Below are 15773 nucleotides of genomic sequence, written 5' to 3' on the forward strand. Positions count from 1 at the left end.
ACCTCGTTGCCGACGGCAGTTCGGATCGAGATCGACTTTGATCTGACGAGTGCTCCAGCAGCGCTGGATATTGTTACCAGTCAGCACGATGGATCACCAACGATGGGAAGTGCCTACCCTGAACGGAGCCGTCGACCAACAACCGACAGGTCGGCCGGTTGGGTTGGACAAAGGAACGGTCTCCGACGCCGATGGGTTTCTACGACTGCAATTGCATGATCACTGGCGTCAGCCTGTCCGGAATCGGTGCCACGCTGGTCGTGCCGCAACGCATGGATGAGGGCTACCGCGACTGCCGGGATGGTTCGGCTCTGGTGGGCGGTCCGGCCGCCTACGTGCAGCTGATCGCCCCTGCGGTCTCGTCCTCGGCCAAGGTAGCCGTCGTGAAGCTACCGGACGGTTGACAAGGTCAAGATCGTCAAAATACTGTGCAGTAATATGAGTCCTGTCTCGCCGTTCGAAAACCTGAGAGGATCACTGTGCCAATCGACCTCGCCGTAGCGTAGGTGCTGTGTACGTACCTCGCGGCGGCGTGCGATTCGGGCACTACCCCCTCTTGTACGCGCCTCGAGCCTCGGGCATAGCCACGTAGCGCTCCAGTCTTCAGCGTCGATCGCTGATCAGTTGCTCTACTGAGCCCGCGGCACAGCTAGGTCCAGTCTGGGCCGAGCCTGCACCATCTCCTCGGGGCCCCGGGCCGCCTGCGGAATACGCGCGCCGCATCATTCGGGGCTCTTCGCTGAGCCTCGACCAAGTCGAAAGCCGTTATGTCGAAGCAGGAATTGTCTGCGTCGACCTACTTGTGAACTCGTTAGTTAGACCTACGAATTGATGGTGACATGACCTGCTCCGCGATCCGGATGGATATCGCGGGAGGTGGCCGTCCGCCGAGCGCCATCGCCCCGGAGCCGCGGTTGGAACGACGAATCGAGAACGCATTGCTGGCGGGGCGATCGGCAAACGTCTCCGAAAACGACTCAACGAGTTCTGGTCTCGATGAGATTCCTTTGCCGCTGGCGGCCGTTGACGGGTCCAGCTCCGTCGATGAGATCGAGGTCGGCGGTCCGTTCACCGAACTCGGACTCGAACGGCTCGGTGGCCGACAACAAACACACTCGTCAGAGGCTTATGGCGGGTCGCAGCATGCCTTGGGAAGGATGTTCAGAGGTGACCGGATCGGTGTTTGACGTCGCTATTGTTGGCATGTCCTGCAGAATGCCGGGCGCGGCCGATCTCGACAGTTACTGGCAGTTGCTCAGGGAGGGGCGCGCCGCGATCGGCGCAGTTCCCCCCGGACGGGAGAGCATCACCGAGCGGGCCGGATTCGTCGACACCGTAGGGGAGTTCGACGCGGACTTCTTCGGGGTCTCGCCCAATGAGGCGCGGGCGATCGATCCACAGCAGCTGCTCGCGCTGGAGTTGAGCTGGGAGGCGCTCGAGGACGCGGGGCTGGCCGCCGCGGCGCGCGAGGTCCGGCGGTGCGGTGTGTTCCTCGGCTGCACCGGAAGCGATTTCGCCGAAATCGTGGCCTCCCGGGGCGGCCCGGGTGTCAGCCGCCACTCGCTGTGGGGCGTCGGACGCGGCATCATCGCGAACCGCGTCTCGAATTACTTCGGTTTCAGCGGTCCGAGCATCCTGGTCGACAGCGCCCAGGCATCTTCGCTGGTCGCGGTGCATCTGGCGGTCGAGAGTCTGCGCAGCGGCGAGAGCGATGTGGCGCTGGCCGGCGGCCTGAACCTGATTCTGTCGCCGACGAGCGGTGAGCGTATCGAGCAGTTCGGCGCGCAGTCGGCGCTCGGCGCCTGCTATACCTTCGATGCGCGGGCCGACGGGTTCGTGCGCGGCGAGGGCGGCGGCATGGTGGTGCTGAAACCGCTGGCGCAGGCGGTCGCCGACGGCGACCGGATTCATGCCGTGATCCGCGGCAGTGCTGTCAACACCGGCAACGAACGCCGAGTGCTGAGCGCCCCGAGCCGGGATGCGCAGGCGGCGGCGATCCGCTCCGCTCTGACCGCGGCCGGTGTCGAAGCGCCGTCGGTGCAGTATGTCGAATTGCACGGCACGGGGACGCCCGCCGGTGATCCGGTGGAGGCTGCCGCGCTCGGCGAAACCTACGGCGCGGGCCGGGCACAGGATGCGCCGCTGGCCGTCGGATCGGTCAAGACGAATATCGGGCATCTGGAAGGTGCGTCCGGTATCGCGGGCCTCATCAAGACCGTGCTCTGTCTGACCCATCGGGAACTGGTGGCCAGCCTCAACTTCGAGACGCCGAATCCTCGAATTCCACTCGGCGACTTGGGTTTACGGGTGGTGACGGGCAGCGAGAACTGGCCGGTGGCCGGCGTGCGCAGGGCAGGTGTGTCGTCGTTCGGCATGGGGGGATCGAATGCCCACGTGATCGTGGAGGAGGCACCCGCCGTCGGGTCCGCCGGGTCCACGGTGGACCGCGCGGCCGGTGCGGTGCCGTGGGTGGTATCGGCCCGCAGCGAGGTCGGCGTGCGTGCGCAAGCGGCCCGGCTGCGGGAGTGGCTGCTCCGCCATACCGAGCTGGATGCGGTCGACGTGGCGTACTCGCTGCTGGCCACGCGAGCCCACATGGAGTGGCGCGGCAACGTCGTCGGGCGGGATCGAGCGGAACTGCTGGCCGGCTTGGCAGCCCTGGCCGACCCGATCGCGCCCGCTGTGGCCATCGAGCCGACAACCGCGCGGGCCGAGCAGCGGCGGGTCGCGTTCGTCTTCCCGGGGCAGGGCGGCCTATGGGAAGGCATGGCGCTGGGGCTGCTGGATGCGGGTGGGGTGTTCGCAGAGTCGATCGCCGAATGTGAAGCGGCGCTTGCGCCGTACGTGGACTGGTCGCTGGCGGCGGTGCTGCGTCGCGAAGGCGACGCGCCCTCGCTGGATCGCGAAGATGTGGCGCAGCCGGTGCTGTTCGCGGTGATGGTCTCGCTGGCCCGGATGTGGCAGGCGGCCGGCGTGGAGCCGGACATGGTGATCGGCCATTCCGACGGCGAGATCGCCGCCGCCCACGTTGCCGGCGGACTTTCGCTGGCTGATGCGGCACGTGTGGTGGCTCTCCGGTCGCAGGTGCCCGCCGATCGGCTGCTCGAGGAACTGGCGCCGATCCACCCGCGATCCGGGTCGGTGCCGTTCTTTTCCACGGTATTCGCCGACCGGTTGGATACGGCGGAACTGGACGCCGAATATTGGTATCGGTCGTTGCGGGAACCGGTTCGATTCGCCGATGCTGTTACGGCGCTGATCGGGGAAGGCGTCACCGGATTCGTCGAGGCAAGTCCGCATCCGGTGCTCACGACGGCCATCGGCGAAACCGCCGAGGCGGCCGGTGCGGCCGAGGGCATATCCATTGTCGGATCGTTGCGGCGCGGTGCGGGCGGCCCGGAACGGTTCATCGCGTCGCTGGCACAGGCCTACTGCGCCGGTTTGCCGGTGGATCCGCGCGCGCTGGTCTCCGGTGGGTCGCGGGTCGACCTTCCGCCATACGCGTTCCAGCGCCGTAACTTCTGGGTCGGTGCACCGGTCACTTCCGGTGGTCGCACCGATGTCACCGACGTCATTGCGGCAACCGAAAAGCGCATTTCCGAGGACCGAATTTCCGAGGGCGATGGGCAGACCGGAGCCTGGGACGACAGCCCGCTGGCCCGCACACTGCTGGCGGCCCCCGAATATCAGCGCGACACAGTAGTTCTCGATATCGTTCGTGAGCATGCTGCCGCCGTATTAGGCCACGAGTCGGCCCGATCTGTTCACCCCGACCTGCCGTTCACCGAGTCCGGCTTCGACTCCATCAGTGGGGTGGAGCTGCAGAACCGGCTGATGCGGGCCACCGGCGTGCCGCTGCCCGCGACGCTCATCTTCGACCATCCGACCGCGACCGCGGTCGCGGCGCTGCTACGGGCACGGGTCACCGGGACCGACCGCGGGCAGCGGCGGGTATCGCGGCGCACGACTTCGGACGAACCGATCGCGATCGTCGGCATGGGCGCCCGATTCCCGGGCGGTGTGCGGTCCGCCGAGGACCTGTGGGATCTGATGGCCACGGGCCGGGACGCGATCGGCGAATTCCCCACCGACCGCGGTTGGGACCTGGACCGGCTGTTCGACCCGGACCCCGACAAACCGGGCACGGTCTACGCGCGCCACGGTGGATTCCTCAGCAGCGCAGGCGATTTCGACCCCGGCTTCTTCGGTATCAGCCCCCGCGAAGCGTTGGCGATGGATCCGCAGCAGCGGCTGCTGCTGGAGACATCGTGGGAAGCCCTGGAGGACGCGGGTATCGACCCGATGTCGTTGCGGGGCAGCGATACCGGCGTATTCGCCGGTGCCTGCTCGTCGGGCTACTCGCGGCGGGTGACCGGCGACCTGGAGGGTTACCGGCTGACCGGCACTTCGCACAGCGTCATTTCCGGCCGCGTCGCGTACGTGTTCGGCCTGGAAGGACCGGCGGTGACGGTGGATACGGCGTGCTCGTCGTCGCTGGTGGCGTTGCACCTGGCCTGCCAGGCACTGCGCCAGGGTGACAGCTCGCTGGTGCTCGCCGGCGGCGTGACCATCGCGGCCAGCCCGTATCTGTTCGTGGACTTCGCCCGCCAGCGCGGCCTGTCACCGGACGGTCGCTGCAAGGCGTTCTCGGCTGCCGCCGACGGGGTGGCATGGTCGGAGGGCTCGGGTGTGCTCGTGCTGGAGCGGCTTTCGGATGCGCAGCGGCTCGGCCACAACATCGTGGCCGTTATTCGCGGTAGTGCGGTGAACCAAGATGGCGCGAGCAATGGTCTGACCGCACCGAACGGTCCGTCGCAGGAGCGGGTGATCGCGCAGGCCCTCGCCAATGCGGGGATTTCGGCGGCCGATGTGGACGCCGTGGAGGCACACGGGACCGGCACGACTCTGGGTGATCCGATCGAAGCACAGGCGTTGATCGCTGCCTACGGACAGGATCGCGGCGATCGGGAGCCGTTGCGGATCGGTTCCTTGAAGTCGAATATCGGCCATACCGTGGCCGCCGCCGGTGTGGCCGGTGTGATCAAGATGGTGCAGGCGATGCGGCACGAGCGGTTGCCGCGGACGCTGCACGCCGAAACGCCGTCGCCGCATGTGGATTGGGCCGCGGGCGCGGTGCGTCTGCTGACCGAAGCCGAACCGTGGACCGCAGGTGATCGGCTGCGCCGGGCGGGTGTGTCATCGTTCGGGATCAGCGGCACCAATGCGCATGTGATCCTCGAAGAAGCACCTGTCGCACCGGTAGCGGCGGCCGGCGGCGATATCGAAGACGTTGCGGGGCAGTCGAATATCACTGTGCCGGTCATCCCATTGCTGGTGTCGGGTAAGGGCGAGGCAGGTCTGCGTGCGCAGGCCGCCCGGCTGCGCGCGTGGTTGTCGGAGCGGTCGGAGGTCGACGTCGCGGATGCGGCCGCGGCGCTGGCGATGTCGCGGGCGCAGCTGGATTCGCGGAGTGTGGTCCTCGGCCGTGATCGGGACGAGTTGCTCGCCCGGTTGGCCGGTCTTGCCGAATCCGGCACCGGTACCGGCGTCATCGAAGGAGTCGTCGGTTCGGGGAAGACAGCCTTCTTGTTCACCGGTCAAGGTGCGCAGCGGGTCGGTATGGGCGCGGGCCTGTACGAGGCGTTCCCGGTATTCGCGGACGCATTGGATTCGGTATGCGCCGAGTTCGATCCGGTGTTGGAGTGCTCGCTCGAAGAGGTGATGTTCCGCGGCACTGGTGGCGATGGCGATGCCGCAGTTCTGGATCGGACCGAGTTCACCCAGCCCGCGTTGTTCGCGTTCGAGGTGGCGTTGTTCCGGTTGATCGAATCGTTCGGTGTGACACCGGATGTGTTGATCGGGCATTCGATCGGTGAGTTGGCGGCGGCGTATGTGGCGGGGGTGTGGTCGCTGGCGGATGCGTGTGCGTTGGTGGCGGCTCGGGGCCGGTTGATGGGTGCACTGCCCGTGGGTGGTGCCATGCTCGCCGCGGCGATCGGCGAAGAGCGAGCGGCGGATGTGGTTGCCGGGTTCGGCGATCGAGTGTCGGTCGCGGCGGTGAACGACCCGTCGTCGACGGTGTTGTCCGGGGATGTCGACGCCATCGATGAGATCGAGCGGCAGCTCCGCGCCACTGGAGTCAAGACGAATCGGTTGCGGGTCAGCCATGCTTTCCATTCGGCGCGAATGGATCCGATGCTGGCCGAGTTCCGTGCGGTGGCCGAAGGTATCGCGTACGAATCGCCGAGTCTCCCGATTGTGTCGAACGTTTCCGGTGCGCTCGCCGGGGGCGCGGTGACCGATCCGGAGTACTGGGTGCGACAGGTGCGGGGTTGTGTCCGATTCGCGCCGGGCGTCGATGCCCTGGTTGCGGGGGGCGTGCGACGGTTTGTCGAGGTCGGTCCGGATGCGGTGCTGGCGGCGATGACGCGTGGGTGTCTGGCCGAGAACCTCGAGGTCGAGTCGGCGTCGTCGGTGGTAGCGACCTCGCGGCGGGCGAGCGATGAGGTGACGCAGTTCGTCACCGCACTGGCGCAGGTTCATGTCTCGGGTGTGCGGGTGGATTGGCGTCCGCTGTTCGCGGGCCGAGAGGTGCGGCGAGTTCCGTTGCCCACCTACGCGTTCCAGCGTCGCCGGTTCTGGTTGCAGCCCGGCGGTGATGCGTCGCCGTCGTCGAATCATCCGATTTTGACCGGTGTGGTCGGGTTGGCGGGTTCTGACGAGTGGTTGTGCACCGGCCGGTTGTCATTGCGTACTCATCCGTGGATCGCGGACCACATGTCTTATGGCGTGGTGGTTGTGCCGAGCGCGACGTTGGTGGAGTTCCTTCTGGTCGCGGGCGGCCGGATCGGTTGCGGTGTGGTCGAGGAGCTCACGTTGCAGGCGCCGATCCTGCCGGGCGGGGACGATGAGGTCGAACTGCAGGTGTTGGTGCAGGCGCCGGATGAGTCGGGGCGGCGTCAGTTCGAGTTCTATTTCCGTAAGTCGTCGGATGACGAGTGGGTGCACAACGCGACCGGTGCGCTCGCTGCCGAGTGGGATGGCGATTCGGTGTTGCTGTCGCGGTTGCGCGGCGAGGAGTGGCCGCCCGCCGACGCCGAACCCGTTGACGCCACCCGGATTCCGGAGCAGATGTCGCAGGGCTCAGGGCTCGAATACGGTCCGGCGTTCACCGGTGTGCGTGCTGCGTGGCAGCGTGGCGACACGGTCTTCGCGGAGATCGCCCTGGATACCGATGTGGCGACGGAACCGGGACGCTTCGACCTGCATCCGGCCCTGCTGGATATGGCGCTGCATACCGGGCTCTCCCGGTTGGTGTGGCGGGACGCGGATTCCGATCCGGATACCGGCAGGTTGTTGTTCCGTTGGGGCGGTGCGCGATTCCATCCGCCGACGACCGAGGGCGAATGGCCTGCGGAGGTGACGTCGCTTCGGGTCATCGCGGTCGCGACCGGCGCGGAGACCATCTCCGTCGCGACCGTTGATCCGGATGGCAATCCGATCGTGTCCGTTGATGCGGTGGTGATGCGTCCGTACGACGTCAAGGAATTCCGGAGCGCTCTGTCCGATGTCGAAGCGAGCCTGTACGCGGTGCGTTGGGAGCACACCGCGGTAGGACCGGCCGACCGGTCCGCGTTGCCGATGGCGGTGCTCGCGGACACGACGGTGTCGGGGATCGGTGCGTCCTATGGATCGATTGCTGATGTCGTTGCGGCTGAACGTGTTCCGGGTGTGGTCGTGTGGCGCGCGGCTGAGCCGTCCGCCGATGATTCGGCCGACGATCCGGCAGCGGTTCGGGCGGGGGTGCTCGGCACGCTTGCGTTGCTGAAGTCCTGGCTTGCGCAGGAACGTTTGTCCGATGTCCGCTTGGCCGTGGTCACGGCGGGCGGCGCGGGGTTGCCCGGTGAGGTTCCGGATCTGGCCGCTGCTTCGGTGTGGGGATTGGTCCGTAGCGCGCAGTCGGAGAATCCGGAGCGGTTCGTCCTCATCGATGAGGACCCGGTCGCGCCGTTGGATGTCGATCGGATCGCGGCGGTGTTGCGGTCGGGGGAGTCGCAGGTCGCGGTGCGTGGTGGGGAGGTCCTGGTTCCTCGGCTGACGCGCGCGTCCGCGTCGGCGGACCTTGGTGCGCTGCCATCGTTGGGGGACGGGACGGTGTTGATCACCGGTGGTACGGGTGGGCTGGGTGCGTTGCTCGCCCGTCATCTGGTGGCCGAGCACGGTGTGCGCAGGCTGGTGCTGACCTCGCGGCGGGGACCCGACGCGGCAGGCGTCGCTGAGCTGGTCGCCGAATTGGCGCAGTCGGGGGCCGACGCTCGGGTGGTCGCGTGCGATATCGCGGACCGCGATGCGGTGCGAAAGCTGTTGGCCACCATCGATCCAGCTGTCGGATCGACCGCCATTGTCCATGCCGCGGGTGTGCTCGACGACGGCATCATCGAGACACTGACCGCCGAACAGGTGGATCGCGTGTTGGCGCCGAAGGTGGACGGGGCGTGGCATCTGCACGAGCTGACCGGCGACCGCGACCTGTCGGCGTTCGTGGTGTTCTCGTCGGTTGCGGGCGTTCTCGGGTCGGCCGGGCAGGGTAATTACGCCGCGGCGAACGGCTTCCTGGATGCGTTGGCGCAACAGCGGCGAGCGGCGGGGATGGCGGCGACGTCGTTGGCGTGGGGGCCGTGGAACCAGGGCAGCGGGATGACCGGTGGCCTGGATCGCGCTGCTGTCGCGCGGTGGGATCGGTTGGGGCTGGGGCAACTCGGTGACGGCGAGGGTCTGCGCCTGTTCGACGCCGCTCTCGCGCACTCGGATGCGCGGCTGGTGCCGATCCGGTTCGACGCGAGTGTATTGCGTCGCGAGTCCGATGCCGCTGTGGTTCCCGCGGTGCTGCGCGGATTCGTTCGGCGTTCGGCACGCCCGGCGCAGGCCGTGAAAGCTGCCTCGGCCGGACACGCGGCGGGTTCGTTGGGCGCCCGGCTGGCCGGGGTGCCGCAGGCGCAACGCGGCGAGGTAGTGCTGGAGGCGGTACGCGACCAGGTCGCCGCGGTGCTCGGGCACGACTCGGGCGAGTCGGTCGATGTCGGAAAGCCGTTCCGTGAGCTGGGTTTCGATTCGCTCGGGGCGGTGGAGTTCCGTAACCGGCTGGCCAAGGCGACCGGTATCCAGTTGCCCTCGACGTTGGTGTTCGACCATCCGACCCCGGCGGCGGTGGCGAAGCTGGTGCAGTCGCGCGTCGAGCCCGAGACGGTGGGCGAACCCGTCGAGAAGACTGTGCGCCGGGTGCGGGCGGACGAGCCGATCGCCATTGTCGGCATGGCCTGCCGGTATCCGGGTGGTGTCGAGTCCGCGGACGAACTGTGGCAGCTGGTGTTGTCCGAAACGGACGCCATCAGCGAGTTTCCGTCGGATCGCGGTTGGGCGCTGGACCGTCTGATTGATCCGGACCCCGACCATTCGGGGACGTCCTATTCCGGGAAGGGTGGCTTCCTGACGAACGCGGCGGATTTCGATGCGGGCTTTTTCGGGATCGGTCCGCGCGAGGCGATCGCGATGGATCCGCAGCAGCGGTTGCTGTTGGAGGTTTCGTGGGAGGCGTTGGAGCACGCGGGGATCGATCCGACGTCGTTGCGGGGCAGCGACACCGGTGTTTATACGGGGGTGATGTACCAGGACTACGAAACGCTGACGCGTAAGGCAGGGCCGGAGGTCGATGGGTATGTCGTGACCGGCGCCGTGGGGAGTGTGGTGTCCGGGCGGGTGGCGTATGCGTTGGGTTTGGAAGGGCCCGCGATGACGGTGGATACGGCGTGTTCGTCGTCGTTGGTGGCGTTGCATGTGGCGTGTCGGGCGTTGCGTCAGGGCGAGAGTTCGCTGGCGTTGGTGGGTGGTGCGACGGTGATGGCGACGCCGATGGTGTTCTTGGAGTTCTCCCGCAACCGCGGTCTGTCCTCGGACGGACGCTGCAAGTCGTTCTCCGCTGCGGCAGATGGTGTTTCGTGGTCGGAAGGCGCGGCCGTACTGGTGGTGGAGCGGCTGGCGGATGCGCAGCGGTTGGGCCACAACGTGCTCGCGGTGGTGCGGGGTAGCGCGATCAATCAGGATGGTGCGAGCAATGGTTTGACCGCGCCGAACGGTCCGTCGCAGGAGCGGGTGATCGCGGCGGCGTTGGCCGATGCCGGGTTGGCGCCCTCGGATGTGGATGCGGTGGAAGCGCACGGCACCGGGACGACCCTGGGTGATCCGATCGAGGCGCAGGCGCTGATCACCGCCTACGGTCAGGACCGGATGGAGCCGTTGCGCATCGGTTCGCTCAAGTCCAATATCGGGCATTCGCAGGCGGCCGCGGGTGTCGGTGGCGTGATCAAGATGGTGCAGGCCATGCGGCACGAAACCCTGCCGAAGACATTGCATGTCGACGCGTTGTCGCCGCATGTGGATTGGTCGGCGGGGTCGGTGCGGGTGTTGTCGGACGCGGAGCGGTGGCCCGTGGGCGATCGAGTGCGTCGGGCGGGGGTGTCGTCGTTCGGGATCAGCGGCACGAACGCGCACGTGATCCTCGAGGAACCCCCGGTGACCGTTGTCCCGCGGGTCGCTGGGCACAACGTCGTCCCCGCGTCCGCGTCGGATGTCGTTGCGTTGTTGGTGTCCGCGAAATCCGAGCGTGGTCTGCGGGCGCAGGCGGATCGATTGCGGCAGTGGATGGTCGTCCATCCCGATGCGGATGTGTGGGGTGTGGCGTCGTCACTGATCGATACGAGGGCGCTGTTGCCATGGCGTGGTGGCGTACTGGGTCGCGATCGGGAGGAGTTACTGGCCGGCCTGGCAGATCTTGCTTCTGGGACGGGATCGTCCACGACGGTCGAAGGTGTTGTGGGGTCGGGTAAGACGGCGTTCCTGTTCACCGGTCAGGGTGCGCAGCACCCAGGGATGGGTGCGGGGCTGTACCGGAAGTTTCCGGTGTTCGCGGCGGCGTTGGATGAGGTGTGCACCGAGTTCGATCGTCATCGCGGTGGGTCGTTGCGCGAGGTGATGTTCAACGCTCCCGAGGCGGGGTTGAGTCGGACGGAGTTCACGCAGCCCGCGTTGTTCGCGTTCGAGGTGGCGTTGTTCCGATTGCTGGAGTCGTTCGGCGTTGTCCCGGATGTGGTTGCGGGGCATTCGATCGGTGAGTTGGCGGCGGCGTATGTGGCGGGGGTGTGGTCGCTTGCGGACGCGTGTGTGTTGGTGGCGGCGCGTGGCCGGTTGATGGGTGGGTTGCCGGAGGGCGGGGCGATGTCGGCGGTTGCCGTGTCCGAGGACGAGGCGACGGCGCTGGTGGCCGGATACCCCGACCGGTTGTCGGTGGCCGCGGTGAATGGTCCGGAGGCGGTGGTGTTCTCGGGAGATGAGGATGCCATCGGTGAGATCGAGGAGCTGTTCGCGCAGCGGGGTCGCAAGACGCACCGATTGCGGGTCAGTCATGCGTTCCATTCGGTCCGGATGGAACCGATGTTGGCCGAGTTCCGTGCCGTAGCAGAGGGTTTGACGTATCGGGAGCCGTTATTGCCGATCGTGTCGAATGTGTCGGGTGCGCAGGCGGGCGATGCGGTGCGTGATCCGGAGTACTGGGTGGCGCAGGTGCGTGGTTGCGTGCGGTTCGCTCCCGGGGTGAACACGCTGGTCGAGTCCGGTGTGCGGAGATTCGTGGAGGTGGGCCCGGATGCGGTGCTCACCGCGATGACCCGGCAGTGCTTGGCGCAGCGTCCGGAGGTGGAGGCGAAGTCGATGGTGGTGGCGTCGTCCCGGCGATCGGTCGATGAGGTGGTCGGGTTCGTCACGGCTCTCGCACACGCCCACGCGGTGGGTATACCGGTGGACTGGACGCCGGTGTTCGCCGGACACGCCGCGGGCCGGGCGACGTTGCCTACCTACGCGTTCCAACATCAGCGCTACTGGGCTCAGCCGGTCGAAATGCCGGATGTGTGGCAGTCGGGTCTCGACGATGCGGGACATCCCCTGTTGGGCGCGATGGTGCGGCTGCCGGATTCCCGGGACGTGGTGTTCACAGGCAGGCTGTCGCAAGCCGGTCATCCTTGGCTGGCCGATCATGTCGTGGCCGGGGTGGCATTGCTGCCTGGTGCCGCCTTGGTGGAGTTGGCCCTGCACGTGGGAACGGTGGTGGACTGCCCGCGATTGGCGGAGCTGGTGATCGAGGCACCCCTGCCGCTGCCGGCCGCCGGTGCCGTCGACCTGCGAGTGGTAGCGGGCGGACCGGATGAAACCGGCGCACGGACGGTGTCGGTGTACTCGCGGTCGATCGGCGATGATGCGGACTCGCCCAGCGCCGATGCGGAACAGTGGATTCGCCACGCGGTCGCGACGGTTACCGCCGGGTCGGACACGCCCCCGGTCGACTCCGGCCCGGTGAGTTGGCCGCCCGCCGGTGCGACAGCGATAGCGATCGATCACGCGTACGCGGATCTGGCCGAGCGGGGCTATGAGTACGGACCGGCGTTCCGCGGGCTGACTGCCCTGTGGGGGCGCGACGGAGAGGTGTTCGCCGAGGTCGTACTGCCGGAGTCCGCACGATCGGACGCCGCGACATTCGGTGTGCATCCGGCATTGTTGGATGCCGCGCTGCACGCGATCCTGCTCGGTGGGCTGGTTCCCGATACCCGGGCAGGTGAGATCGCCGTCCCGTTCTCATGGGAGAACATTGCCCTGTATGTGTCGGGCGCGACCGCAGTGCGTATCCGTGCCGCCGCGACCGGCTCCGGGCCGGGGCGTGAGCGGATCACCGTAACCCTGGCCGATCCGGCGGGTATGGCCGTGGCCGATATCGGGGCACTGACGCTGCGGACCTTGTCGGCCGATGCGCTCGCACCGTCGCACCGTCGCACCGACGGCGTCGGCTACGAGGTGAACTGGGTCGCGCTACCCGAGCCTGCGGATGAGCCCACCGCGGCCGACGCCTGGAGCCCCGCCGATGACGGTGAAACCGTGACGATCGCGGGACGGGACGCGACGGTGTTGCGGCTCGACGCTCAGCGATGGAATGAGCTGTCGCGCGCCGACGCTACGGTCGTCGACGGCGATCTCCCGGTGGCGGTACGGGATCTGGTCACCGTCGTTGCGGCGCAGGTGCAGCGGCTGCTGACACAGGACCGGCTCATCGTCATGGTGACCCGACAGGCGGTCGCAGTACATCCGCACGAGCGGGTGGACCTGCCCACGGCAGCGGTGTGGGGTCTGCTGCGTACCGCACAGAGTGAGAATCCGGACCGGATTCTCCTCGTCGATGTCGAGGACTGGGCAGATTGTCGGCCCGCTGTGGCTCTGGCCTTGGTGACGGGCGACGAATCCCAGCTGGCCGTGCGGCGCGGGAAGGCACATGCGCCGCGCCTGATCCGCGGTGGTTCGAACCCGCTCGACGTCGCGTCGCGAAACACCCCGGCATGGGCGCTGATGCTGCGCGACAAGGGCACGTTGACCGGAGACAACTTCGTTGTGAGCGACCATCCGGGTGCGTTGGAACCGCTGGCACCAGGGCAGGTCCGGGTGAGCATGCGGTCGGTCGGCCTCAACTTCCGGGATGTGCTGATGGCGCTCGGTACCTATCCCGACAAGGAAGGTCGGCCCGGCGGTGAGGGAGCCGGAGTCGTCTTGGAGGTCGCCCCGGATGTGACCGAATTCGCGCCGGGCGATCGGGTTTTCGGGTTGATCCCGGGTGTCGGATCGGTGGCGGTGGTCGATCGCCGACTGCTCGCGCCGATGCCGCATGGCTGGTCGTTCGCGCAGGCCGCGGCGATTCCCATCGTCTACGCGACCGCCTACTACGGCCTTGTCGACCTCGCCGATGCGCGCCCCGGCGAGACGCTGCTGCTGCATGCGGCGACCGGTGGTGTCGGCCTGGCAGCCGTGCAACTCGCGCGACACCTGGGCCTGCGGTTGTTGGTCACCGCCAGTGAGCCGAAGTGGAATGTGTTGCGCGATTCGGGGTTCGACGACGCCGAGATCGGCAACTCGCGCACGTTGGATTTCGAGCAGAAGTTCCTCGATGCCACCGACGGTCGCGGTGTGGACATCGTATTGGATTCGCTGGCAGGCGAATTCGTGGATGCGTCGTTGCGTCTACTGCCGCGCGGCGGACGGTTCGTCGAGATGGGCATGCTCGACCGGCGTGATCCGGTCGAGGTGGCCGCCGAGTATCCGGGGGTGGACTACCACAGTTTCATGCTGATGGAGGCGGGTCCGGATCGGCTGCACGAGATTCTGACCGCTCTGGTCGATCTTTTCGAGGCCGGGACTTTGGCGCCGTACCCGACCATCGCGTGGGACATGCGGCAGGCGCCGGACGCCTACCGGTACCTGAGCCAGGCCCGGCATATCGGCAAGAACGTGCTCACCGTGCCGATGCCGTTGCGGCCCGATGGCACTGTTCTCATCACCGGCGGCACCGGAGGATTGGGCGCGGTGGCCGCGCGACACCTGATCACCGTGCACGGTGTGCGCAGGCTGGTGTTGGCGGGTAGACGTGGTCCGCAAGCGCCCGGCGCGGCCGAACTCACCGCCGAGCTGGCCGCGCTCGGTGCGCATGTGGAGGTGGTCGCGTGTGACGCGGCCGATCGAGCCGCACTGGACGCGGTGTTGGCGGCCATACCGTCACAGCATCCGTTGACCGGTGTCGTGCATGCGGCGGGTGTGCTGGCCGACGGTCTGCTCGCCACCATGACGCCGGAGCAGATCGCGACGGTGCTGCGGCCGAAGGTGAATGCGGCGTGGAATCTGCATGAGGCGACCAAGGACTTGGATCTGTCGGCGTTCGTGCTGTACTCCTCGATCGCGGGCGTGATCGGCAATCCGGGCCAGGCGAACTATGCGGCCGCCAATGTCTTTCTCGACGCGCTGGCGCAACACCGGCAGGTGGCCGGTCTGCCCGCGACGTCGGTGGCATGGGGGCCATGGCAGCAGAGCAGCGGTATGACCAGTGCCCTCGGCGAGGCCGACCTCGCCCGGTTGCGGCGGGAAGGTCTGCTTCCGCTGGGCAACGAGGACGGCATGGGGCTGTTCGACGCGGCATTGGCGGGCGGCAGGTCCATGTTCGTGGCGGTCCGGATCGACCGGGCCGCTCTCGGCGAGGCCGATCCCGATGATGTGCGCCCGGTCATGCGCGGCTTGTCGCGGCCGGCACGCCGCCGGGTGAGCGACCGGACGAGCGAGTCGCCGACCGCGTTGAATGGGCGCTCCGCAGGCTCCGCGTCTTTGGCGGCGCAACTGCTCGGCCGTGTCACAGCCGAGCAGGAACGCATCATCCTCGACGTGATCGGTGTTCAGGCGGCGGCCGTTCTCGGGCACACCGGTGCGGACGCGATGGCTCCGGACAAGCCGTTCAGCGATATCGGGTTCGATTCGCTCGGCGTCATGGAATTCCGCAACCGGCTGAAATCGGCTGTCGGAGTGCAGTTGTCCACGACCGCGATGTTCGACTACCCCACCCCGGAGGCGCTGGCCGGCTTCATCCGCCAGGAGATCGTTCCGGTCGACGACCCCGCGGAACGTATCACCGCCGAGATCGAGTCGCTGGTGCGCAGTTGCGCCGCGGCCGAGCTGTCGGCCGTGGACCGGTCGGCTATCACAAGCAAGTTGACCGCACTGTTGCGTGAGCTCGAAGGCAAGGACACCGGCGACATCGACCTGGGCGGCGGCGCCGAGAGTCTCGACACCGCGGACGACCGCGAGCTATTCGAATTCATCGACCAACTCAGTTGAAGCAAGTTCCGCGACCACCCCAGCTG

Annotated in this window: 2 protein-coding genes; both read left to right on the top strand. The window is 67.5% G+C overall.

The genetic code is table 11. The features are described from left to right. Nucleotides 1-215: 215 nt before the first annotated feature. Nucleotides 216-404 carry a hypothetical protein gene (locus ACQP1G_RS08820; RefSeq protein WP_433200620.1) on the top strand — a complete coding sequence of 63 codons (189 nt, stop codon included), beginning with the start codon at nucleotides 216-218 and terminating at the stop codon, nucleotides 402-404. Nucleotides 405-1143: 739 nt separating this feature from the next. Then, nucleotides 1144-15747 carry an SDR family NAD(P)-dependent oxidoreductase gene (locus ACQP1G_RS08825; protein ID WP_433200623.1) on the top strand — a complete coding sequence of 4868 codons (14604 nt, stop codon included), beginning with the start codon at nucleotides 1144-1146 and terminating at the stop codon, nucleotides 15745-15747. The last annotated feature ends 26 nt before the right edge of the window (nucleotides 15748-15773 follow it).

Origin of the sequence: Nocardia sp. CA-107356 (assembly GCF_050946365.1) — a bacterium.
Classification (GTDB): Bacteria; Actinomycetota; Actinomycetes; order Mycobacteriales; family Mycobacteriaceae; genus Nocardia.